22 protein-coding genes and 5 pseudogenes are annotated in these 22,577 nt (G+C 68.8%); 13 read left to right on the top strand and 14 right to left on the bottom strand.

Translation table 11 applies throughout. The annotated features are described in order from the left end of the window. Positions 1-28 precede the first annotated feature (28 nt). The gene (locus ABZ919_RS39580; RefSeq protein WP_361258520.1) at positions 29-961 is read right to left on the bottom strand and encodes a DUF2867 domain-containing protein; all 933 of its coding nucleotides are present in this window, start codon (positions 959-961) and stop codon (positions 29-31) included. A 51-nt stretch (positions 962-1,012) separates the two neighbouring features. On the opposite strand from ABZ919_RS39580, the gene ABZ919_RS39575 reads away from it, so the two are divergent. Continuing rightward, complete coding sequence (locus tag ABZ919_RS39575; RefSeq protein ID WP_361258517.1) at positions 1,013-1,621, top strand: TetR/AcrR family transcriptional regulator; 609 nt, start codon at positions 1,013-1,015, stop codon at positions 1,619-1,621. 375 nt (positions 1,622-1,996) lie between these two features. Here the strand turns inward: ABZ919_RS39575 and ABZ919_RS39570 are convergent, their stop codons facing one another. Beyond that, the gene (locus ABZ919_RS39570) at positions 1,997-3,280 is read right to left on the bottom strand and encodes an MFS transporter (RefSeq protein ID WP_361258514.1); all 1,284 of its coding nucleotides are present in this window, start codon (positions 3,278-3,280) and stop codon (positions 1,997-1,999) included. 66 nt (positions 3,281-3,346) lie between these two features. On the opposite strand from ABZ919_RS39570, the gene ABZ919_RS39565 reads away from it, so the two are divergent. From ABZ919_RS39565 to ABZ919_RS39545, 5 genes and pseudogenes are all read left to right on the top strand, one after another. Continuing rightward, on the top strand, positions 3,347-4,303 hold the full coding sequence (locus tag ABZ919_RS39565; RefSeq protein ID WP_361258511.1) for a DUF5937 family protein: 957 nt from the start codon (positions 3,347-3,349) through the stop codon (positions 4,301-4,303). A gap of 276 nt (positions 4,304-4,579) precedes the next feature. After that, entirely contained in the window at positions 4,580-5,062 is a 483-nt protein-coding gene (locus tag ABZ919_RS39560; RefSeq protein WP_361258508.1) for a winged helix-turn-helix domain-containing protein, read from the top strand. Positions 5,063-5,115: 53 nt separating this feature from the next. After that, positions 5,116-5,673 carry a transposase gene (locus ABZ919_RS39555; RefSeq protein WP_361258549.1) on the top strand — a complete coding sequence of 186 codons (558 nt, stop codon included), beginning with the start codon at positions 5,116-5,118 and terminating at the stop codon, positions 5,671-5,673. Next, positions 5,664-5,765, top strand: a pseudogene (locus tag ABZ919_RS39550) (transposase); the annotation flags it as partial. The gene ABZ919_RS39555 and the pseudogene ABZ919_RS39550, both read left to right, overlap by 10 nt. Beyond that, a pseudogene (locus ABZ919_RS39545) lies at positions 5,762-6,049 on the top strand (GNAT family N-acetyltransferase); the annotation flags it as partial. The pseudogenes ABZ919_RS39550 and ABZ919_RS39545, both read left to right, overlap by 4 nt. A 275-nt stretch (positions 6,050-6,324) precedes the next feature. Here the strand turns inward: ABZ919_RS39545 and ABZ919_RS39540 are convergent. Next, entirely contained in the window at positions 6,325-7,149 is an 825-nt protein-coding gene (locus ABZ919_RS39540; protein WP_361258505.1) for a helix-turn-helix transcriptional regulator, read from the bottom strand. Between the two features lie 220 nt (positions 7,150-7,369). Here ABZ919_RS39540 and ABZ919_RS39535 point away from each other — a divergent pair, with 220 nt between their 5' ends. Both ABZ919_RS39535 and ABZ919_RS39530 read left to right on the top strand, forming a co-directional pair. Further along, positions 7,370-8,107, top strand: coding sequence for an SDR family oxidoreductase (locus ABZ919_RS39535; RefSeq protein ID WP_361258502.1), 738 nt, complete (start codon positions 7,370-7,372; stop codon positions 8,105-8,107). A gap of 217 nt (positions 8,108-8,324) precedes the next feature. Further along, positions 8,325-8,795, top strand: a complete 471-nt coding sequence (locus ABZ919_RS39530) for a transposase family protein (RefSeq protein ID WP_361258500.1) — start codon at positions 8,325-8,327, stop codon at positions 8,793-8,795. Positions 8,796-9,297: 502 nt separating this feature from the next. Here ABZ919_RS39530 and ABZ919_RS39525 read toward each other — a convergent pair. Then, positions 9,298-9,534 (bottom strand): hypothetical protein, encoded by a 237-nt coding sequence (locus ABZ919_RS39525; protein ID WP_361258497.1) that lies wholly within the window; start codon positions 9,532-9,534, stop codon positions 9,298-9,300. 426 nt (positions 9,535-9,960) lie between these two features. Here ABZ919_RS39525 and ABZ919_RS39520 point away from each other — a divergent pair, with 426 nt between their 5' ends. Then, the gene (locus tag ABZ919_RS39520) at positions 9,961-10,734 is read left to right on the top strand and encodes an enoyl-CoA hydratase-related protein (RefSeq protein ID WP_361258494.1); all 774 of its coding nucleotides are present in this window, start codon (positions 9,961-9,963) and stop codon (positions 10,732-10,734) included. Between the two features lie 395 nt (positions 10,735-11,129). Here the strand turns inward: ABZ919_RS39520 and ABZ919_RS39515 are convergent, their stop codons facing one another. Further along, positions 11,130-12,284 (bottom strand): FAD-dependent oxidoreductase, encoded by a 1,155-nt coding sequence (locus ABZ919_RS39515; protein WP_361258488.1) that lies wholly within the window; start codon positions 12,282-12,284, stop codon positions 11,130-11,132. Between the two features lie 628 nt (positions 12,285-12,912). Here ABZ919_RS39515 and ABZ919_RS39510 point away from each other — a divergent pair. Beyond that, positions 12,913-13,065 carry a hypothetical protein gene (locus ABZ919_RS39510; RefSeq protein ID WP_361258485.1) on the top strand — a complete coding sequence of 51 codons (153 nt, stop codon included), beginning with the start codon at positions 12,913-12,915 and terminating at the stop codon, positions 13,063-13,065. Positions 13,066-13,611: 546 nt separating this feature from the next. Further along, positions 13,612-14,199, top strand: a complete 588-nt coding sequence (locus tag ABZ919_RS39505) for a lamin tail domain-containing protein (protein ID WP_361258546.1) — start codon at positions 13,612-13,614, stop codon at positions 14,197-14,199. A 22-nt stretch (positions 14,200-14,221) separates the two neighbouring features. On the opposite strand, the gene ABZ919_RS39500 is transcribed toward ABZ919_RS39505, so the two are convergent. The 3 genes and pseudogenes from ABZ919_RS39500 to ABZ919_RS39490 form a co-directional block, all read right to left on the bottom strand. Beyond that, the gene (locus ABZ919_RS39500; protein WP_361258482.1) at positions 14,222-14,431 is read right to left on the bottom strand and encodes a DUF3761 domain-containing protein; all 210 of its coding nucleotides are present in this window, start codon (positions 14,429-14,431) and stop codon (positions 14,222-14,224) included. Positions 14,432-14,847: 416 nt separating this feature from the next. Next, positions 14,848-15,090 (bottom strand): hypothetical protein, encoded by a 243-nt coding sequence (locus tag ABZ919_RS39495; RefSeq protein WP_361258479.1) that lies wholly within the window; start codon positions 15,088-15,090, stop codon positions 14,848-14,850. 21 nt (positions 15,091-15,111) lie between these two features. Further along, positions 15,112-15,588: pseudogene (locus tag ABZ919_RS39490) on the bottom strand (acetoacetate decarboxylase); the annotation flags it as partial. A gap of 63 nt (positions 15,589-15,651) precedes the next feature. Between ABZ919_RS39490 and ABZ919_RS39485 the strand changes: the two are divergent. Then, a complete protein-coding gene (locus tag ABZ919_RS39485; RefSeq protein WP_361258476.1) occupies positions 15,652-15,822 on the top strand; it encodes a hypothetical protein in 171 nt (56 codons plus the stop codon). Positions 15,823-15,963: 141 nt separating this feature from the next. On the opposite strand, the gene mscL is transcribed toward ABZ919_RS39485, so the two are convergent. After that, on the bottom strand, positions 15,964-16,407 hold the full coding sequence (gene mscL, locus ABZ919_RS39480; RefSeq protein ID WP_361258473.1) for a large conductance mechanosensitive channel protein MscL: 444 nt from the start codon (positions 16,405-16,407) through the stop codon (positions 15,964-15,966). 578 nt (positions 16,408-16,985) lie between these two features. Further along, positions 16,986-17,312 (bottom strand): hypothetical protein, encoded by a 327-nt coding sequence (locus ABZ919_RS39475; RefSeq protein ID WP_361258470.1) that lies wholly within the window; start codon positions 17,310-17,312, stop codon positions 16,986-16,988. Between the two features lie 120 nt (positions 17,313-17,432). On the opposite strand from ABZ919_RS39475, the gene ABZ919_RS39470 reads away from it, so the two are divergent. Beyond that, positions 17,433-18,389: a hypothetical protein gene (locus ABZ919_RS39470; RefSeq protein WP_361258552.1), complete on the top strand. Its 957-nt coding sequence runs from the start codon at positions 17,433-17,435 to the stop codon at positions 18,387-18,389. Positions 18,390-18,413: 24 nt separating this feature from the next. Here ABZ919_RS39470 and ABZ919_RS39465 read toward each other — a convergent pair. From ABZ919_RS39465 to ABZ919_RS39450, 4 genes and pseudogenes are all read right to left on the bottom strand, one after another. Then, positions 18,414-18,593: pseudogene (locus tag ABZ919_RS39465) on the bottom strand (MerR family transcriptional regulator); the annotation flags it as partial. 264 nt (positions 18,594-18,857) lie between these two features. Further along, on the bottom strand, positions 18,858-20,060 hold the full coding sequence (locus ABZ919_RS39460) for a glycoside hydrolase family 64 protein (protein ID WP_361258467.1): 1,203 nt from the start codon (positions 20,058-20,060) through the stop codon (positions 18,858-18,860). Between the two features lie 80 nt (positions 20,061-20,140). Further along, the gene (locus tag ABZ919_RS39455; RefSeq protein WP_361258464.1) at positions 20,141-21,418 is read right to left on the bottom strand and encodes a family 16 glycosylhydrolase; all 1,278 of its coding nucleotides are present in this window, start codon (positions 21,416-21,418) and stop codon (positions 20,141-20,143) included. Positions 21,419-21,857: 439 nt separating this feature from the next. Continuing rightward, positions 21,858-22,466: pseudogene (locus ABZ919_RS39450) on the bottom strand (substrate-binding domain-containing protein); the annotation flags it as partial. Positions 22,467-22,577 lie beyond the last annotated feature (111 nt).

The following is a 22,577-nucleotide window of genomic DNA, read 5'->3' as shown; positions in this document are numbered from 1 at the left end:
CCCGTGCCCTTGGTACGTCCGCAGCCGCTCACCCCGGATCCGGTGATCCCGTGGCGGACGCTCTGAGTGAGACGGCCCGGCTCCGTTCTCCGGCGCTGGGCGCTGCGAGGGCCAACGTGCGGTGTGTGCGCCGGAACATGGTGCGAGCCATGAAGGGATGTACGCGTTTGACGACACTCCAGTAGAGGCGCGCGCGCAGACCGTCGGCCTTCACGGCCGTGCTGAGGGTGACGTGACGCTCATCGATGAGGATCGAGGCGCGGGCCGTCAGACCCGCCGTGTTCACGTCCAGGAGCAGCTCACCGCCCGCTTGGGCGAGGACCGGGAACGTGCCGCGCAGGATGCCCGTCCAGGCCGCTGGGTCACGTGGCAGGCCCGGCAGGAGTTCCATCCGGTACGCGTCCTCGTAGTCGGTACGGTCGAGGGAGGTTCGGATCAGCTGGGCCGCCGCCGGTCTGGCGATGGCTTGGGGCCGGGCCCAGCCGAGACGGTGGAGCAGCCGCACCCACGGTGACCAGCGCATCGGGCGGGTGACGCCGTCGGCCGCCGCGCGCTCGATGTTGTCGAAGATCTCCTCGATCATTGTGTCGTGTACGTGCCGTATGACGCAGGCCCACTGGAGCCGGAGGAGGCCGCGCGCTTCGCACTCGAGGACATGGCGTACGCGGCAGCGTTCGGCGCCGAGCGGTGCGACCGTCAGCTCGTGGTATCCGTCGAGGCCGTCGCCCGGCGGGGTGTCGAAGCGGACGCGACGCCCGGGTTCGTACGCCGTGACGTGGTAGCGGATCCGGCCGTGCCCGCCGTCCGCACCCACGCAGAGCGGGCCGTCAAGGCGCATACGCGGCCAGGCCGGGGCCGGGAAGATCGGGTCGTCCGCGGCGGAGAGGCGGTCGAGCAGGGCGCCGACCGTCACCGCGGGGGCGTCGATCACACGCTCGTGGACATTGCGTACCGCAGTCATCGCTTACCTCCATACGCTACCGTATGGTTGACCATACGGTAGCGTATGGTCATGGCGCAACGGCAGCAACGACAGCAACGACAGGGCAGGAAACCCCGGTTGACCGCCCAGGACTGGGCGGACGCCGCGCTCACCGCGATCCGTGAGGGCGGTATCGCGGCCGTCGCCGTGGAACCCCTGGCAGCCCGGCTCGGCACCACCAAGGGCAGCTTCTACTGGCACTTCGCCAACCGTGACGCACTCATCGAGGCCGCTCTGGACCGCTGGGCACAGAACAACACCGAGAGCACCATCAGTGAGGTCGAGACGGAACCAGACCCCAGGAAGCGGATCCATCTGCTCTTCGCCGAAGCCATCACGTCGGCCACGGCCGATCCGCTCGAGGTCGCGCTGCTCGCCACCGCGACGCAACCCCAGATCGCTGCGGCCCTGCGCCGGGTGACCGAGCGCAGGCTGGCATACCTCGCCCAGCTCTTCGCCGACCTCGGCTTCCCCGAACCGGAGGCCCGCCGCCGCGGACTGCTCGCGTACACCGTCTATCTGGGTCACGCCCAACTCGGCCACGCGGTGCCCTCGATGCTGCCTCCGGAGGAGGGCGGGGAGTTCCGCGCATATCTCAACGAGGCACTCGAGGTGCTGGTGACCCGCTCCGGGGCATGACGGACACGGCCCCCTGAGGAACTGGGCCATCGCGAGATCGTGGGCCGCGACTCTGGTCCAGCGCCCTCGCTACGTCAACAGCGCTGACGAGTGCTGGGACGAGAACGTGCAGTTCGTCGCCGCCCGGAAAGCTGCCCTAGGCTCAACGCGGAGATCACCGATGTGTACTGGTCACCGGCGGCGTACTGGTGTGCGTCGGACGGTTGAGCTCGACGCGCCGGCTGTGCATCTGAGGGCGCCGAGTCGTTTCGAGGTGATGCGGGAGTCACCTTCTGACCGAGCCTGCGACGTCGGTTTGTTGTGAAGTCACCCAGGGGCTTGCGGTGGGAGGTGGAGGGTGCGTCTGCCGCAGGAGGCTCGACGGGGATGTCGCGCTCAGCCGCCCAGTTCGTGCAGGTGACGTACGTTCCGCAGCGGTGAGCAGAACACGACGAGCCAGCTGATCGCGATCAGGACGGCGCCGGCCCAGATCGCGGGGCGGACCCCGAAGCAGGTGCCGATCAGCCCGGCCAGCAGGGCGCCGACGGAGAGAGCCCCGGTGAGCAGAAACCGAAAGGTGGCGTTCATCCGGCCCAGCATCGCCGCAGGGGTCACCGTTTGGCGGGTGCTGACCGCGAGGACGTTGGCCAGGCCGGTCTGGACGATGGTGACCATCCAGCCGGCCGCGCCGACCCACAGCAGGGGCCCTGGGGCCATGAGAGCGGTGAGCAGGGCGAAGGGACCCGCTACCGCGCCGACGATCCACAAGGCCCGGCCGTGCCCGAGGCGCCGGCCGACGGCGGGCGCGACGATCGCGCCGAGGAAACCGCCGATGCCACCGGTCGACAGCACCAGCCCCAGCATTCCGGCCGACAGGTGCAGTTTCTCGGTGAACAGCACCACGAACGACACCTGGCACACCTGGATCGCGAGGTTGGTCACGGCCCCCTTGACGGCCAGTGCTCGCAGCATCGGATGGCCGAGCACGAAGCGCAGCCCGGCGGCCGTCTCCCGCCAGAGCGGGGGTCTGGTCGTGGCTGTACGTTGCGGGCTTGGCTCGGCGGCCCGGATCCGCGCGATGTACGACACAGACCAGAGAAAGCCGAGCGCGTCGGCGACGATCGCTGCCGCCGGTCCGACGAACTGCACCACCAGGCCACCGATGCCGCGTCCGGAGACATCCGCAGCCTGATTCAGCCCGGTGAGGGTGGAGTTGGCGGCAACGAGCCGGTCCGCGCCGACGAGGTGGGGGACATACGACAGATGTGCGATGTCGAAGAAGACTGTCGCCACCCCGGTCAGCAACACCACCACGTACATCTGGGGAAGAGCGAGTACTCCGCAGACCCAGGCCACGGGGATCGAGCCGGTCAGCGCGACCCTGCTCAGGTTGGCCGCGACGAGCACGGCCCGTTTGGGCATGCGGTCCACCCATGCCCCCGCGGGCAGGCCGATGAGCAAGAAGGCCATGGTGCCCAGCGCGGACAGCAGGCCGACCTGTCCCGGCCCTGCATGGAGCGCGGTCTGCGCGAGGACGGGGAGAGCCAGAAAGCTGACCTGTGCGCCGAGCCTGCCCGCGGCGTCGGCTGTGTACAGAAGGCGGAAGTCACGGTCGGCGAGCGCGCTGCGGTGCCGCCGGTCCACGGCGCCGGGTGCGGGTGTGACGAGTGCGCGAGTCATGACGCCCGAGGCTGGCGGACGTACCGCACGGCTCGCCATGAGTTCAGAAATAACTAAACTCAGTTGATGCTTGAGTTGGAGTTCACCATCGAGGACCTCGCGCTGACCCGCTTGGCGATCTCGCCGCTGTGGGAGGCGATCGCGAGCCTGCGTGTCCTGACACAGCCGGAGGGTCACGCACTGCACGGCCCGTGGCTCGCGGCCGTACGCCCTCGGTTGGCCCGGGCGCGGCTGGACCTGCGGCCGGTCACCGAACTCGTCACGCCGAGGGTGGCTGCGTTCGTCGCGCCGGCTCCGGTGATCGCGGCCCCGGACATCCGGCTCGAACTCGCAGCGATGCGTACGCACCCGGTGGAAGGCATCCAGGCCGACCTCCATGCCCTGGGGCTGCCCCGGTACGCGGATCCCCTCGCGGCGATCGAACGGGTGGTGACCACTATCGAGGCTTACTGGGAGCTGGCGGTGGCACCGTACTGGCCGCGCATCCGCGCGGTCCTCGAAGCCGACGTACGGCACCGCGCACATCTGCTGTCCACCGGCGGCAGCCGCCAGCTCTTCTCCGACTTGGACCCCAACCTCCGCTGGGAGGACGGCAGGCTCGGGGTCAGGCTGCTCAGCAACCGCTCCGGTACCGTCGAGTTGGACGGGCGCGGCCTGGTCCTCGCCCCATCCGCGTTCGCCTGGCCACGAGTCTCACTGCTCACCAAACCTCCCTGGCAGCCGCTCCTGCGCTATCCGGCGCGCGGAACTGCCACCATCTGGGAGTCACGCCCCGCCGCTCCCTCGCACGCACTCGCCCAGGTGATCGGCAGACCCAAGGCGCGCCTGCTCACCCTGCTCCACGAACCCGCGACCACCACCCAACTCGCCGCGCTCACCCGGCTCACGGTCGGCGGCGCCTCACAGCACCTCACCGCACTCAGGGACGCGGGCCTAGTGCGCCCCACCCGGATCGGCCGCAGCATTCTGTACGCCCGGACCGAAACGGCCGAGGCACTCATGGCCGAGGCATCCGAACACTGATCACGGCTCAGCCCCGCCCGGCTCCGCTGAGGACACCTAGTAGGACTCCGTTGGGTCTTCACGTCGAGCCTGTTGAGGAGCATGTTGGGTGCGTGGCCGCACTTCAAGTGAAGCGGTTCCGGGCGATGTTGGCGTTATTCGTAGCCGATGTATTTGCCTCGGTGCCGCGGAAGGATCAACGGGCCAAGGGTGACTGCTACCTGCGGGGGCTACTGAGTTCTTCGGGTTGTTGTCGGGGGTGGTGACGCGTGGTGATCCCTGCGGTAGGCCGGTGGTATGCGGTACGCGCAGGGTGGTGGACTGACCGCGGAGCGGCGGCACTTTCGCGAGCGGATCCGGTACGAGGCCGGTGAGCGGTTCACTCGCGGTGAGAGAACCGCAGTGATCGCGAAGGATCTGCGGGTCAGTGAGCGGTCGGTGGAACGCTGGCGCCGTGCCTGGCGGGAGGGCGGGATGGACGCGCTCGCCTCCGCGGGGCCGCCGAAACTGCCCAGGCTGTCCGACGGCCAGTTCGCCGAGTTGGAGCAAGAGTTGGCGGTGGGGCCGGCCGCGCACGGCTGGGAGGACCAGCGGTGGACCCTGGCCCGGATCAGGGTGCTGATCGCGCGGAAGTTCAGGTTGGACTGCTCGTCGGCGGCGGTGTGGCGGCTGCTGCACCGGCACGGCTGGTCCTGGCAGTGTCCCGCCCGCCGGGCCCTGGAACGCGACGAGCAGGCGGTGGGCCTGTGGAAGAAGGATGTGTGGCCGCAGGCGGAATGACTGCGGCGGCGCTGGGGGCGTATATCGTCTTCGAGGACGAGGCCGGGTTCTCGATGACGCCACCGCGCGCCCGCACCTGGGGCCGGCGTGGGCACACGCCGGTGGTGCGGGTGCGGGGCCGTTCCTGGCGCCGCTGGTCGATCGCGGCGATGTGCTGTTACAAGCCCGGCGAGACGTCCCGGCTGATCTACCGGCCGCGCCGCCACCGCAAGCATCGGGGCAAAGGACGCGACACCTTCGCGTGGAGCGATTACCGCGACCTGGTCGTGCGCGCCCACATCCAGCTCCAGGCTCCCATCGTGCTGATCTGGGATAACCTCAACACCCACCGGGCTGCCGGGATGCGTGAGTACGCCGCAGCACACGACTGGCTCACCATCGTTCAACTGCCCTCCTACGCACCGGATTTGAACCCGGTCGAGGGCATCTGGTCGTTGTTACGGCGCGGCCCGCTGGCCAACACCGCCTTCACCGACGACGAGCACCTCGAACGCACCCTCCGCCGAGGTCTGCGACACATCCAGCTCCGCCCCGACCTGATCGATGGCTGCCTTGCCGGCACCGGACTGAGACTCACCCACCAGCCGACAACAACCCGAAGAGATCAGTAATGCTGGACGGCCGCCGCAAGTCGATCCAGGCGATGGCTTCGCGGCTGCCGGACGGCAACGAGCAGAACCTGCAGCAGTTCGTGAACCAGTCGATGACGGCCCAGCAGGGATGGTCACCGGCGTCGAGATGACACACCCGGACAAGGACACCGAGATGTTCCTGTACGAGCTGGGTGTGGACGAGCCGTTCCGCGGGCGCGGTGTTGGCCGGGCCCTGGCGTCGGCGCTTGCAGACCTGGCGCGCGAACGGAACTGCTACGGCATGTGGGTGATCACGGACGAGGACAACGTGGCGGCACGGGCGACTTACTGTCGTGCCGGAGGCATTTCGGAAGGGAGGCAAGTGGTGCTCGTCTGGACCTTCGACCAGGCGTAGATCCACAGAGTGGAGCGACCCGCCGCATAAGGCAGTTGTGACGCGCGCTTCCCGGCTCCCGCGCCGGGCCCGCGCCACCGTGCCCCACCGGGGGCCGCCCCCGTCCTGGAGCCGACAGAGCAGTAACCGTGTGCAGTTCGGCGTCGAAGAATGGCTGGCCTCTCACGCGTCATCTGCGGTGGGGCGGCCCTGTTTCTCCAGGAATTGCTCGGCGCGTAGTCGCCGGCCCTCCGCCGCCGTACCGTGAGCGCTGGTACTGCCGCCGGTCTTCTCCTTCATTTGCCGGTCACCGCCACGCCCTCATCGGGCGGTTCGCTGCTGTCCAAGTAGACGACCAGCGTCTGTTCCGGCTGTTCGGCCAGGTGAAAGGCGGTGTAGGCATAATCGATCGCTCCCCGTTGGGGGTGCCGTAGCCGTTTTCGACCGCTGTGCCGGGCCTGCACCTCGTACCGGGGCCACCAGTCCTGCACTTCCGGGCTGCCCTCGTTCAGGTCCTCGATCAGTCGGGTGTACCGCGTGTCGCCGGAATGGCGTGCCGCTAGCGTCCGAAGTCGGCCGAGGAGGCCACGTGCTTCGGGTTCCCAGTCGACCAGAACGTCCCGGGCCACCGGTTCGAGGAACACCCAGCGGGCGAAGTTGGCGGGCCGGTCCGCCTCAGTGATGAGCCTCGGGAACAACTCGTGGGCTGCCTGGTTGTGACTGAGGACGTCATAGTTGCCGCCGATGATGTACGCCGGGTTCGGCTGGAGCAGCAGGGGGACGGCACCCGCCTCGGCTGTCAGTGGCTCGCTTTCTTCGGCTTCGGCCGCAGGCGCGTGACCGGCGAGTTGGAGAAGATGATTGCGCTCGTGCCGGTCGAGCCGCAGCGCCGCGGCGAGGGCGTTGAGCACCTGTTCGGAGACGCGGATCTTTCGCCCCTGCTCCAGGTACGTGTACCAGGTGGCGCTGATCCCGGCCAGCAGCGCCAGTTCCTCTCGGCGAAGTCCCGGCGTCCGACGGCGGCCGGTCTGGGGCAGGCCCACCTCGTCAGGGGTCAGGCGCTCTCTCCGGCTGCGCAGGAATTCACTCAGCTGACGGCGTCGGTCCGGCTGCGTGGGCATGACGGGATGGCACCTTCACTTCCAGAATAACTACGGTCTGGATACCAGGCTAAGCCCCTCGGAGACTGGTGTGCGAGCACGGGCCGCGGCATGACCGACGGCCCCACACGGTCACACCGGCACCCGGCTTGCCAGTGGCGCAACGGCTTGCGGACGCTCCCCCAGGACCTGCTACCACTCGGCACCCCGGCCCCGGTGCCCAAAATGGAGAGGGCAACTCATGTCCGGAATCAAGGGCAAAGTGGTGGCAATCACGGGAGCCAGCAGTGGCATCGGCGAGGCGACCGCGCTGCTGCTCGCCGAACGCGGCGCGCGACTCGTCCTCGGCGCACGCCGGTCCGAACGCCTGGCGGAACTGGTGGCCCGGATCGAGAAGGCAGGTGGCACGGCCGTGCAGATCCGCACCGACGTGACCCGTCGGGAGGACCTGCAGGCCCTGGTTGCGCTGGCCGGTGAGTGCTTCGGCCGACTCGACGTCCTCGTCAGCAACGCCGGAGTCGGCACCATCTCACCTCTCGACGATCTGCGCTTCGAGGAGTGGGACCACATGGTCGACGTCAACGTGAAGGGCGTGCTGCACGGGATCGGCGCCGCGCTGCCGGTCTTCCGAGCGCAGGGCACCGGCCACTTCGTCACCACCGCCTCCACTGCCGCGTTTCGCGTCGTGCCGACCATGGCCGTCTACGCCGGCACCAAGTTCGCGGTCCGGGCCATCTGCGAAGGACTACGCCAGGAAGCCGGCGACTCCCTGCGGGTGACCACCGTCTCACCTGGTGTGACTGCGACCGACTTCGCCGAGGCGTCGACCAACAGCCAGGTGAGAGCAGAGATCACGAAGAAGCGGGACGACCTCGCGATCCCGCCCGACGCGATCGCCCGGGCCATCGCTTTCGCGATCGACCAGCCTGCCGCGGTCGACGTGAACGAGATCGTCGTCCGGCCCACCGCCCAGAGCTGACCTCCCCCGCCCTTCCGGTGCGGACACCCGCACCCGCGAGACTGTTCCCATGCCCGAGTGGAAACGACGGACGCGACGCCAGATGATCAAGGTCGCTGAGACCGAAGATCGACCTGGAGCCGCGTCCGCGTGCGATCTTCCCTGGTCAGCGTCCTCACGCGCCACTTCGAGGATGCAGCCGCGCCATGTTCACCCACGGACCCCTACGAAACTGGCCATGCTGGCCGAGGTGTTCGACCGCCTCCCCGATCCACGCCGGGTACGAGGACGCCGCTACCGGCTCGGCTCGCTGCTGGGGCTGTGCCTGGTCGCGGTGCTCGGTGGCGCGCGGTCGCTGGCTCAGATCGCCCGCTTCGCGGCCGACCAGGCGCCTGAGGTGCTCTATGTGATCACTGACAAGCTGTCCTCGCACAACAGCACGTCCCCCCGGACCTGGCTCGAGGACCATCCGCGCATCAGGCACGTGTTCATCCCGGTCGGCGCCTGCTGGCTCAACCTCCAAGAGGGCTGGTGGCACGTCTTCCGAAAGACCGCCCTGGCTGGACGCTCCTTCGGCGACCGCGACCACATCACCCACGCCACCGAAGTGGCCACAGCCCAGCTCAATGCCTGCGCCCGACCCCGGATCTGGGGCAGGCCCGCACCACCCACCAGGCTCTTGCGCCACCGCTTTGTGTACATCCTTTGAGGAATCCAGCACTAGGCATCGCGTGAGGGGACACAGGCTGCGAGTTCGGCGGCGAAGTGCCGGCCCTGGGCGCCCCAGCCGTGGTCGGTCCTGCCGAAGTGCTGCAGGAGATCCAGCAGTTGCTGCGCCTCGGTGCGAGTGAGCAGCGTCAGGCGGGGCTTAGAGCTCCGGCATACCGAATGCGGATCGAGAAGTTCGTCCACGCAAGGCGCAACGGAGGCCAGTCACGCCGGTTACGCTCGTCAGCCAGCCTCTGAAGAGGGATTTACCTCTACGCGTCCCGCGCGCTGTGCTCCCTGCTTGTCTGGCCTCGTGAAGTGCCGGTGAAGGGGGCGTGGGGGAGTTGTCGCATCCGGGCAGTTCCTGATCGCCCTCCCTGCCCAGCCATGCCACCGACCGCTGACGATCGGCCAGCGATCATCCCCTCGCCCAGCATCAGAGCTCTTCGGGGATCCGTACCGACCGGATGCGGGTGATCCCCTCGGCGGAAAGCCGACCTGCCTCACTGAGGCGAAGGCCCGGACGAGGCGAGCGGCTCTTGCAGGTCGCGTACGAGGAGCAGCTCGTAGCGGTCGAGGGCGGCGAGGTTCTCGAAGATTCTTCGCGCAGTGACCTCCTGACGTTCCAGGTTCGAGTCGAAGTCCCGGACAGTGAACAGCGAGTCGTAGCGCTCGAACCACATGCCATGGTCTTCCTCGTACTCATGGGTGAACTCGACCTCGACCGCCGCATTGCCCACGTTCGCTGCATAAGCGACGAACTCGGAATCCACAGGTCTCATTTCGGCGCCGCAGGCTGCCGCAGCATCGCTGATGAGTCGATCCCGAGGAAATCCGGGACGAATGAAGATGTACTGATATTCACTCACAAAGACCCCTAAAGCCACCGAACATCGTAGCCATCGTCGATGTTCCGGACGGAATTCATTCGCCCAGGGGGATTGTTCCGCACTTCTCCAATCCCTCGCGCGTCCCACCGCCACCTCCGCGACAGCGGCCGGTGATGGGTCGGGCGGGCCTCGGCGTGCGGAAGCAGGCTGCCGGGAGGGTGCCCCCATGTCTTTCGTCAAGCGATGCGTGGGGTTCGGGGCTCGTAGTAGGTGGCGCCGCGGAGCGTCGCGAACAGCACAGGGACTCTGCGCGCGGGCCAGGCGTAGGCTGAGATCATGGCCACATGTGAGCAGGTGATCGTGTGCACACGGGGCGATTACACCTGGGTCACTATGAATCATCCAGAGCGCAGGAACGCTCTGAGCAGGGAGATGCTGCGAGAGCTGCAGAAATCCCTGACCGAGGTGGCCGGCTCCCGGGCCAGGGGGATCGTGCTGGCGGCCAGGGGACCGGTTTTCAGTTCCGGGCACGACTTCGCCGACGTGCTGGCCCTCGACGTTCAGGGCGCCCGCGAACTGCTGCAGCTGTGCACCGACGTGATGCGACTGGTCGAGTCCGTCCCCCAGGTGGTGGTGGCCCGGGTGCAGGGGCTGGCCACGGCCGCCGGGTGTCAGTTGGTGGCGTCCTGCGACCTTGCCGTGGCGGGTGACCGTGCCGGGTTCGCCCTTCCCGGCGGCAAGGGGGGCTGGTTCTGCCACACCCCTGCCGTGCCGGTGGCCCGCTCCATCGGACGCAAACGGCTCATGGAGATGGCCCTGACCGGTGACGTGATCGACGCTCGTACCGCCCTGGACTGGGGACTGATCAACCAAGTCGTACCCGATGGCGAGCTGGACACAGCGGTCGAGGAACTCCTCGCCCGCGCCACCCGCGGCAGCGCGGCCAGCAAGGCACTGGGCAAACGCACCCTGTATGAACAACTGGACCGCCCTGAAGCAGACGCCTACGACATCGCCTGCCAGGTCATGGCCGACTCCTCCCAAACCCCGGCGGCTCGTGAAGGCATCACCTCCTTCCTGGAAAAACGCCCACCCCACTGGCCCCAATAGCACCAATGGCGGCCGAGGCGATGCAGTTCGGCTGCCAGAAGAGGTGATCTGGGCGTGGGCAGGAAGGGACGCGGACACCGCAGATGCCCGCTCGCCGTACCCAGCCGATGCGTCGGCACGTGCCGGCTGCCCGTCCACGGAGAGGGGCGCGCCCGGCCGCGCCGGGCGAGGCCGGCGGGGCAATCGACCGGCGCGCGCCCGTGCGGGTCGGAAAGAGGGGGCGCGGCCGTGCCTGTCAGCGGCCGGTCGATTGGGTTTGGACCCCACCACCGGCGGCCACTTCTGCCCTGCGGCACGCTGCGTCGACCGATCTTGCCGCCGAAGCCGTGGCCGGTTGCGTGGGTGCCGGCGGCGGGGGCCCCGTGGGTGCGCTCGTGAGCGGGCCGCTCTGCTCGTCAGGCCCAGCGGGCCCGCAAGTGCCGCACGAGGATGGTCGCCGCGGCCGGTGCGGCTTTGACGAAACCCAGAAACGGGCCGAAGTCCTGGGTTGCTGCGAGTCCGGTGAGGTAGAGCCCGGGTACGGCGGTCTGGAAGTTCTCGTCCAGCACCGGGAACCCGTTGCGGGTGGCGATCTGCTGCACGAGACCGGCCAGGTAGGGGACACGTGCCAGGTCGGGTGCGTACCCGGTGGCGAACACCACCTGATCAGCTGTCAGGATTTCGGAATTGGACAGCGTGATCTGCACGGTGTCACCACTCGCGCCGCCGTCGACGTGGACGACATCGGTGTCCGGCCACAGGCGCACCACCGCCGGGTCCAGCCGGGCAGGCAGCCATGGTTCCAGAGTCGCCCGTCCGGCCCGCCAGCACCGCATGTCGATCGCCTCCCGTTCCGTGGCCGTCAGCCGACGCCACCACCTGGGGACCTGCAGGGTGCTGTCGACGTAGTCGTCGAAGAACGCCCAGCTCACCGGCTCAAAACGCGGAACGGGATGGCGGTGGACGACGTCGACGTGTTCGGCATCGTGCTCGGCAAGCAAGGCCGCCCACTCGTACGCGCTCTGCCGACCTCCCACGATCAGCACCCGCCGGCCCGCCAGGTCATCGAAACGGACCAGGTCACAGCTATGGGCCGCCCGACGGACCGGCACACCGGCCGCCCACGCAGGCAACTGCCGGAAATAGCCGACACCAGGAGCAGCGACCACGACCTCGGCACGCAGCCGCCCGCCATCGGCGAGTTCCGCTTCGAATCCCGTCTCCCGCCGTGCGATGTCCCGCACCAGTCCGGACCGGACCGGCACCTGTTTGACGCGGCAGAACCACTCCCCGTACTCACGAAACAGTCCCACGGGCACCGGGAGAACCTCGTCACCGGCCAGGCCCTGCTCTTCCAGAAAGGCCTGAAAGGTGTGCACTCCCGCGGCGTCCAGATGCCAGTCGACCCCCGAGCGCAGTAGCATTCCGTCGGGCATGTGCTCATGCCAAAAACCCATCGGCCGCCCGACCACCTGCGCGTCAATGCCGTGATCGCGAGCGAGGGCGGCCGCAGAGAGCCCGAAGGGTCCCGCACCGACGACGAGCACATCGGTGGAGAGGGTTTCGTCCATGTCAGGCTCCCTTCCGGCCTCCGGATCCGGGGACACCACCAGGTGCGTGCGAGACGGCCGAGCCAGGACACCTCAGCCTCGGGCCTGGCCTCTGCGTACCCGGCAGGGGCCGCCCGCCCCGGCCGTGCGATTTCTCATTCCGATGTCACCACTTCCTCTCATCTAGATGTTATGCATGCAGCTGGTCAGACCGCAGATGCGGTGACAACGATGCTCTGAACGATTGGCAACCCATCTCGTCACCGACCTATCAGACAGGTCCTAGCCGACGCGGCAACCCCGGAAGACCTCTTTCCGGGGTCAGTGGCAGAACCGCAGGACGAAGCTCGACGACTCCAAGCCGTACTTGCACGAGTGGTGGGCCGAGGGCTGCACGAACGCCTGGGCCCTCTGGCGGGAGATTCAGAGCCACGGATACGCCGGTGGATACGGTGCCGTCCGCGCATACCTTCGCCTTTTCCGGGACGCAGTGCCGGAAGGGCGGCCGCCGTCGCCCAGGGCCGTTGCCGAGTGGATCCTGACACACCCGGACGCCCTTCCGGAGAAGGAGCGACTCAAGATCAAGCCCGTTCTGGCTCACTGCCCCGAACCGGACACCCTCGCCGGGCGTGTCCGCTCCTTCGGGCAAATGCTCACGCAGCTCCAGGGAGAACGTCTCCCCGAATGGATGGAGGCGGTCAGAGCCGACGATCTACCCAGCCTGCATACCTTCATCAACGGCCTCGCCAGAACACCTGGTGGCCTGATGGCGATGACGCGTCTGGCGGCGGGTGCGGTGTAGCAATCAAGTCGCCCGCAGCGGTGTGCCGGTTTGCTTCTCCACTTCTGGGGCGGCTGGGCCGGGGTGGTGCCGCGGCCGGAGCACGAGCCGGCCGCAGCACCACCGTGCCGAGGAACGAGCGGCGCAGATCATCGGTGAACCGTGCACAGGCAGCCCGCTCGAGGGCCGTCGGCTGTTACTCACTTTCGGATGAACGCCGTCGTTCAGGTCGGGTAGCGGAAGCCGGGGTGGCGCTCTCTGAGGCCTGTATTTGCCTGGCCTGATGCCCTGATACCGCGTCAACATGGTGCATTTCGCGCATATATGGTGGTTACACGGGAGAGTCACGGAAATATGTTGAATGTGTGACGGCCTTCGTGTTTCCCTCACCCGGTGAGGGCGCGGGCCGCAGGGTGTGCGTGTGCGGCCGACCGGCTGCACACCAGCACAACGCACCAGGCCGGGCCTGTGGGTTCTTCCACGGGGTCGGCTGGGTGTGGCTCCTTGCGAAGGGGGACTCTCGTGTCCGTTTCTTCTTCCGTCCGCCGTCTGACCGTCCTCACCGCTGTGGCTGCTGCGGCGGTGGGCGCTGTCGCCCTGCCGGCTTCGGCCGCGACTGGCCACCAGGCCGTCTACCCGCACCACAGGGCGGTCTACATCAGCGAAGTGCGCTACGACGGTCCCGACCGCGACGACCGCTCCAACTGGGCGCTGAACAAGGAGTGGGTTGAGGTCACCAACGCCACCCGTCATGGAGTGAACCTGGACGGCTGGACCCTGTCCGACGACGACGGCCGCACCTACACCTTCCGCCACCTGTGGCTGCGCGGCCGGTCCACGGTCCGTGTCCACACCGGCTTCGGCCGCGACACCCGTACCGACGTGTACCAGGACCGTCGGCGTGAGGTGTGGGACGACCGCGGTGACACCGCGACCCTGCGCAACGACGACGGCCGCTTCGTCGACGCCGTCTCCTGGGGAGACGACCGCGACCACCGCGGCGGCGACTGGGATCACCGCGGCGGCGACTGGGATCACCGCGGCGACCACCGGGACCACCAGGGCGACCACCGGGACCACCAGGGCGACCACCGTGGCGGTGACTGGGACCACCGTGGTGGTGACCGCGACGACCGCGGCGAGAACCGTCACTGACCTGATGGTGGGTGGCGCCGGTTCATAGGCGCCTCGACAGCGCGCAGGTCGCCTTCTCCGGGTGCGGAGGAGGCGACCTGCGGTGCGGGGGATAGGGCTGCTTGAACCAGTAACGGACGCCGTGGTGGTGGGAGCAGGTGCCCTGCGAGTGCCGCGAGTCGTCCGCGGTGGCGTCCTGGCACTTCGCGGTCTCGTACTTGTCCTTGGCTTTTGGTGGTGCGTTCAGCCGCACACGCCGGTGGTGTGGTGGATGCAGTGATGTGCGGTGTTGGCCGACGGAAGCGTTGCCGCGGACGCGGCCGGTGCAGTGAAGAAGACGCCGGCCACGGCAACAGCCACCGCTGAGACGGCAAGACGAGCGCGTAAAGGAACCCCCTTTGAGTTAGAGAGCGATGACACTGGCTCCTCGACTGGAGCCGCTTCCCGCCTGGTGGGACGCCGGGAATAGAGCTTTGGGCGCTGTTCCCGTGTGGCGGGACGTAAGCCTCATCGGCCTTTCATCGCAGGTTAGGGCCGTGTGGCGTGTTCCGTCCGCAGCCGACCCTGACCCTGCTGTGGGCGCTGGGGGATGAGGGGACTCAGCAACGGAGGCGGTGACCCATAACGCACCCACACCCGCCGACCCCGCACCGGAAGGACGCAGCCTGTCTAGCCGCCCGCGGCGCTGGAGCCGGACGAACTGCAGCACCTGGTCCTCGCCGCCGTCGCCCCGTACGTCGACCGCCAAGGGCTCGCGCAGCAGATCGCCCACGGGGCGTGGCTGGTGACCCGTGCGGCGTCCGGTGCGGCCGTGAGGAGTGCGGCCAGCTGCTCGATGCGGTCCGGGGACAGGGAGGCGGGAAGTGTGCAGCTGCGGGCGGCAGGGCACAGGGCTGCCTGGTCGGTGGCCATGGTGACGGGGTTCCTCACTTCTCAACTCCGGCTCTGGAAGGACGTCGGCACCGGCATGTGCAGGGCGAGCTGACCTTCCGTCACGACGTCGAACTGAACGGTCCTGATCGGGCCGAGGGAGCGCAGATCGTCTGCCATACGGCCCTCACCGACCTCCAGGGCGACGCCCCGCGGCATACGTGCGGTGCCGGCCGACAGGACGTTGGTCTGGCTCAGGGTCGAGTGCCAGGCGCCATCGATCGGCATGTACGAGGTGAGCGACGTGACACGCTCGCCGCTCCGGTACACGGTCTGGGCGGGGGTGGCCGCCGTCAGGGACAGGTCGGTGCCGCCGTTGTCGTTGGCCACGCGCGCCGTGGTGCGGCTCGCGTCGATGCCGACGTCGAGGTCGGTGACCCACTTGGGGAAGCCGTAGCCGTCGTGGCCGCGGACCTGGGCGATCTCAGTGCTCACCGGCAGTGACAGCACGTAGGAGTCGAGGTGCGGCGGCTTGATGCCCGCAGGCTCGGCCGCCGACCGCGGCACGCAGTGGTGGGTGCCCATGATCAACGGCGGATCGGAGTGCTGCGCCTGCGCCCCGAGCGCGATGACGCCCGGGCCCGCCAGGACGCCGACCGGCTCGCCGCCCTGCCGCCCCTGATTATCGTGGCCAAACGTGAATCCAGCGACACCCTCGCCCGGCTGATGCGCACCGCGCCGCTGAACGTCGCCGCCGAGTGCAGTGGAACCTGATGCCGCCGCGCGCCTACGCCGACGCCCGGGTCGTGATCGGCGCATCCATGGAACCGGCCTACGAGATCAGCGACGACGCTTACGAGTACGTACGCGACGGGCCGAGGTTGTCCGGCTGTCACCGATCGATCAGGGGACCGGTCACCCGGCCCGCTGGGTTGTCTCCCCGGCCTGGGCGGGTACCGCGGGCAGGGGGACGGTGCAGGAGGCGCAGCGTCGGGCCTGGGCCGGGACCGGGCTGAGGCACTCGGGGCAGTCCCGCTTGGGGGCTTGGACGTCGTTGTGGGGAGCGAGGCGCTCGTGCAGCTTGTTGATCGGGAGTACGACGAGGAAGTACAGGGCGCTGGCGAGGAGGAGGAAGCTGATCGCCGCGTTGATGAAAGCTCCGTAGGGGAACTTGGTGGTGCCTACTGTGAAGGTCTTGCGGGTCATGTCGCCGGTGGCACCGGTGGCCAGCCCCACGAGCGGGGTCAAAAAGGCGCTGACGAAGCCGTTGACGACGGCGGTAAACGCCGCTCCGATGACGATGCCGACCGCCAGGTCGACCACATTGCCGCGCAGAATGAAGCTGCGGAAGCCCTTCACCTTTTCACCCCTTCAAGGCCCATGACATCGACGGGCGGTACCCCGGCCCCTCACCCCGGATGCCCTGCCACGTCTCACCCATACCTACTGGGCGGCGGCACCACGGCCCGCCGAGGCCATCCTCTGCAGCGGTGTCGTCCGTCTCACCCGGCTCGGACCAGTGGCCTCCCTCCTGGCCGGGCAGCGCACCCAGAGCCGGCGCGCCCTTGGCGCGGTGACTGCCGTAGACCATTCGCCTATTCTCCTCGCTGACCGGCCTGGAGTGCCGCCACAGTCTGCAATCGACCGCGCAAGTCAGGGCCGCAGGCGGGCCGATCCCCGGGCTCGTCGTGCCCGGTGGGCGGCCGTCCCGAACTGAAGAAGTGGGCTCACGGCCAGCACCTGTACGACGTCTTGGGTATCCCGAGCACGACCCAGTGCCCCCAGACCCACCCCCTTCCCGCTCACCGGGCTGAAACAGCAGGGCGGACAAATGGGACGTTGCCGTTCTGGGAGATCCCTCCGGACGACTCCGCGGAGTTCCCGTCAGGTCTTTGTGGTCAGTTCGCCACGCTGGCTACCTCTTTGTCTCGCTCAGGTCACTCCGGCGGGTCGACCCGTGACTGGAGTTGCTGCCAGCAGTGGCGGACGTGCTGCTCAGCCTCTCGTACGGCGGAGGAGGTGTCGTCGAAAAGCCCGGCTGGAGATGATGGGACCTTGTACTTGTCGTAGACCGCCCTGGGGAGCTGGACGTCGCCGTCTTCCCATGCCGCCACCAGGCGCGCGGTGCAGGCGACGGAGCTGGGCTTCCGACTCAGCACCACGACCCGCCCCGCCGAGCCGGCAGCCACGGCGAACCCAGAGGAGGAGCAGGTGAACCGCCGCGGGTTCATGGCCGACAGCGCAGGCGCGGCCCTGTCGCTCATCCCCGTCCTCTCCCCACGGGATAGGGCCCCGCCGGGCCGGATCGGCGCCGTCAACGTGCGCGCCCTGGACGCGGCCGTGGCGAGGATTTACGCCCACGACCACACCACGGATCAGCCGCCATGCGCCGCGACGCCTCCGATGCCCTGCACACCGCCTACTCGTGGCTGCAGGAAGGCACCTGCACGGCGAAGACCGGCAAGCGGCTGTGGTCGGTGACCGGCCATCTGTCCCTCGCCGCCGGGTGGCTCAGCTACGACTCCGGCCGTCCCGCCGACGCACGCAGCCTGTACAACGAGGCCCTCGCCGCCGCGCGGATCGCCGAGGACCCGGGCCTGGAGGCGCACGCCTTCGGCTGCCTGTCCCTGCTCGCCAAGGCATCCGGACGGCCGCGCGAGGCAATCTCGGCAGCGCAGGGCGCAGGCGCACAGAGCGTCGCCAACTCCTACGGCTCACCGAAGATGCTGTCGCTGTTCGAGATGCGCGAGGCGGGCGGCTGGGCCCTGCTGGGGGACACCAGCGCCACGGACCGGGCGATCATCCACGCCCACAAGCTGTACGCACACGGGCCACGCGAGGCCGATCCGGACTGGCTGGAGTTCTACCACCCGGGCGAGCCGGCAGCGCTAGAGGCGTTGGCCCGGGCCGACCTCGCCCAGCACGAACGGGCTGCAGCCGGGGCGGAACAGGCGGTGCTGCTGCACGGCGACCAGTTCGCCCGAAATCGCGCCCTGTACACAGCCGACGTCGCCATGCAGCATGCCGTCAAGGAACGTCCGGAGTCGGAGGCCGCGGTCGATGCCGCCGGACGCGTCCTCGCGTACCTCCCGGAGGTGCGCTCGGACCGGCTGCTGCAGCAGTGGCACAACGTCTCGAGCGCGCTGCAGCGGCACGCGTCCGTCCCGGCGAGCAGCGATCTTGCATACGTCTGCGGCGTCCAGGCTCGAGGCGCTCAGGTCATCCGCGATGGCGTGCAGGGAGGTGACCACGGCCGCACTCCAGGTGGGAAACCCCGGACCGGCGACCAGGCCGACCGTGAGCAGGGCGTTGTCAGCGTGGAAGCGATGACGTCCGGGTGACGACGACGTCCGCGTGACGCTCGGCTCGGAGGACAGGCCAGCGCGGGAGAGGTCCTGGATGAAGGCGGCCCGGCGGACCGCCTGCTCGTCGTACTCCCGATAGCCGTTGGCGAGTCGTTCGGCGGGCAGCAGGCCCTGCTCCTCGTAGTAGCGCAGCGAGCGGGTGCTGACCCCGGTGGCCTTGGCCAGCTCCCCGATCCGCATGCCGTTCCCTCCCCGCCCACCTGCCCCGGCCGCGGGCTTGACCTTGACGTCGATGCGAAAGTCTGGCGTGGCGGTCATGAGGGCGACTGAACCGAGCAGGCAGCGAACCACCGATCAGGTTCGGAACACCGCGCTGGTCACCGGGGCCGGCCCAGCGCTGAGGCGGGAGATGCCGTCCAGGTACCGTCGATGGGGGCCCTCCGCCGGGCGCGGACCGGATCGGCCGGTGTCAGCGGCGCGATCCGGTTCGCGACAAGGCGCGCGTCAGAGCCGTGTCAGGGTCAGCCGGATTCCGGTAGGCGCGGTGTCCTGGATGTAGGAGGCGAAGTCGGCGACGTCGTCGAAGGCGAAGCCGTAGGCCTTGCCGTCCTGGGTCGCCGCGTGGATGGCTTTCGCGTAGTGGTTGGTGAGGTCGGTCCGGTAGAAGGCCGAGGCGTCGGTGACGGGCTGGTCGGGGTTGCTGAGGAGGGTGGAGCGGTTGAAGCCGGCGCCCAGGACGGCGGCGACAGGACCGGTGGTGCCGTCGTTCGGTGCGGCGAGGTTGCCGTCGCAGAAGAGGACGTCGCGGGTGGACGGCTTGCCGAAGGTGACCGGGGCCGGACCGTCGAACGTGAACCTGTCGGCGCGCACCCGGCCCGTGAAGGTGCCGGCGTTGGTGGTGATCTTGAGGTCCTTGCCGGTGTAGGTGCTCCACACCTGGTCGATGTACGGGGCGAAGTAGTCCTTGGCGAACAGGCCCGCGTCCAGGCCGTGTCCGGGAGCGATGACGCGCAGGTCGTCGACGACCAGCGGGGCGAACTCCGCGACCTGCTTGACCGCGGCGAACACCGAAGCCCGGCCGCCGTCGCGCAGGGTGCCCGTGGTCTGGTCCTTGGCTCCGGTCAGCCGGATGCTCATCGGCACGCTGAACATGTCGACCATGGTCGTGTTGCAGAACATGCCCGCGGCGTTGTAGGTGAACTCGGCGCAGTCGTGCAGTACGCGGTAGTTGGGGTCGGAGGTCACCCAGCCGGCGGGGTACTGCAGTGCCGGGTTTCCGTTGCCGTCCTTGACGACCTTGAACTTCAGCTTCTGCCCGAGCGACACGTATATGCGGCCGGACATATAGGGGAGCTTGAGGGTGGCCTCTCCGCTCGCGGGCAGGGAGAGGGCGTAGTCGGTGAAGCCGTCCGCGCCGTTGTCGGACAGGGCTATCGGGGCCAGGGTGCCGTCAGGGGTGACCCGTACCTGCTTTCCGTCCTGGTTGCCGACGATGTAGACGTGCACCGAGGCGTTGTCGAACGAGCCGCTGTCGTTGACGATCGTCAGCGGCAGCGCGCCCGCCGCGGCGGCCTTCGTGCCGGTGTCTGGCGTACCGGCGAGGGCGTAGGGGCCGAGGGCCGCGACGGCGGGGGCGGCCACCGCCGCTCCGCCCAGGGCGAAGAACAGCTTGCGGCGGGTGAGACTGCGCTGGTGACGTGCTGCCATGTGCCGTGCCTTTCGTTGGTACATGTGCCTCTAGGAGGCGAGTGGGGGATGGGTGGGGGTTGGTGGGGTGGGTCGTCGGGTCAGCCCACGGTCCACTTCTGGTTGGCGGTGCCGCCGCAGGTCCAGATCTGCAGCCGAGTGCCGTCGGCGGCCGAACCGCCCGTGGCGTCCAGGCACTTGTCCGCCCTGACGTTGGTCAGGTCGTGGGCGGCGGTGTAGGTCCACTGCTGGGCCTTGCTGCCGTTGCAGGTGTAGAGCTGGACGGGGGTGCCGTCCCCGGCGGAACCGCCGCGCACGTCAAGGCACTTGCCCAGCGCGCGGACGGTGCCGTCACTGCCCAGCGTCCACTTCTGGGCGTCGGCACCGGTGCAGTCGTGCAGTTGGATCGGCGTCCCGTCCGCGGTGGAGGCGCCGGCGACGTCGACGCACATACCGCCGATGCCCTTGATGGCGCTGCTCTTGCCCGTCGACCCGGTCGAGCCGCCTGTGTCGGAGGTCGAGACGCGGACGTAGTCGATGGTCATCGTCTGCGGGAAGGAGGTGGCCGAGTCGGGGCTGCCGGGCCAGTCGCCGCCGACGGCGAGGTTCAGGATGAGGAAGAACGGGTGGTCGTAGACCCACTTCTTGCCGCCGAGGTCGGCCGGCGTGCGGGTCTCGTAGACGTGGCCGTCCACCGACCAGGTGATCGCCGTCGGGCTCCAGTCGACGGCGAAGACGTGGAAGTCGTCGGCGAACGCCTTGCCGTCGGGCAGGGTGTAGGCGGCGCCGAGGCCGCCGGAGCCGGAATAGCCGGGGCCGTGGATGGTGCCGTGGACCACGCCGGGCTCGTGACCGACGTTCTCCATGATGTCGATCTCGCCGCTGTTGGGCCAGCCCGCGCTCCCGAGGTCGTTGCCGAGCATCCAGAAGGCCGGCCAGACACCCCGGCCGCGCGGGATCTTGATGCGGGACTCGAAGTGGCCGTACGCCTGGCTGAAGGTGCGGGCCGTGTTGAGCCGGGCCGACGAGTACTGGCACGTCCCGTTCCAGCACTGCAGTCCGGAGTCGGTGTTCTTGCGCGCCGTGATCACCAGGTGGCCTTCACCGTCCAGGGCGGCGTTCCGGTTGCCCGGCGTGTAGTACTGCAGCTCGTGGTTCCCGTTGCCCGAACCACCGGTCTCGAGCGTCCACTTGGCGGGGTCGGGGGCGCTTCCGGCGCTGCCGTCGAAGTCGTCGGACCAGGTCACCGCGGTGGGTGCGGCGCTGGCCCGGTTCGCGCCGGAACCGGTCGTTGTGATGAGGACGGCGGTGACGAGAGCGGCGGCGACCAGTGAGACCAGTCCGCCGAGCGTCCACCGCCGAGCGCGATGAGCTGCCATGGCTGGGATGACACCTTGTCTTGTGGGGGATTCAGGTGGTTCCGCCCGTACGGCGGCCCGCGGACGAGGAGGTAGAGCGTTCCGCTTGAGAGCGCTCTCTCGACTGCGGTGAACCGCGGGTGAACTCCGATGGTACGCACGGCGGTTACCTCGGCCAACTTGTCCGCGGCGCGCTCAACACCTTCTGAACTGCGGTTACTTGCAAAGTGAGTCGAGACTCAAGGTCGCTTAAGGAGTGTTTAAGCCTCCCTTAAGCGAACTGGCTCCGCACTGGACGCCCATCGGAATGGCCAATTCCGACGATGTGGCCGCATTCGCACACAAGGGCCGCACTCGAACCGCCCATGACATCGCCCTTCGGATTCGGACAGAAGACACTGCACTCCACGTGACCTCGGCGGGATCGCCCCGTCCAGGACCAGAGTCCGGGACACCGCCGTCAGGCGCTGGACCGGGTGACGAGACGGGTGGGGAGGATCAGCGTGGCGGGGTGCTGTCCGTCGACGAGCGCGACGAGCATCCGCGTCATCTCCCGTCCGAGAGGGGTGATGGGCTGATGGACGGTGGTCAGCGGTGGATCGGCGATCCGGGCGACGGCCAGGTCGTCGAAGCCCACCACAGCGACGTCGGCGGGGACCAGCCGGCCGGCCTCCCACAAGGTGCGCAGCGCTCCCGCTCCCATGTTGTCGTTGGCGGCGAACACCCCGTCCAGGTCAGGGCGGTCCGCCAGGAGTGCGGCCGTGGCGGCCGCTCCGCTCGGCTCGGTGAAGTCCCCCTCCCGCGGCGGGAACGGATCGAGGTCGGCCGCGAGCATGGCGTCCCGGTACCCGCGGTACCGGGCACGCCCGGCCTCCGTATCCAGCCGCCCGCAGATCGCGGCCACCCGGGTCCGGCCGAGCGAGAGCAGGTACTCGCTCGCCTCCCGGGCCCCGCCGGTATTGTCGACGTCCACGTACCACCGGGGTTCCGGACCGACCGGGCGTCCGCCGAACACGACGGGCATCGCCGCCTCCTCGGCCATCCGGGCCAGCGGATCGCCCTCGTGCAAAGGTGGTTATCCGCTGCCCACACCAGCAGATCCACTTCGTCCCTCTCCCATGTCGCGCGGGCTTGGTTGGCCGCCAACCGTGTCCTGCCGACCCCGCCCATGCCGGCCAGT

Source organism: Streptomyces sp. NPDC046759 (genome assembly GCF_040645475.1).
Lineage (GTDB): Bacteria > Actinomycetota > Actinomycetes > Streptomycetales > Streptomycetaceae > Streptomyces.
Note: the sequence above shows the minus strand (reverse complement) of the source record. Positions and strands in the feature narration are given on the sequence as shown.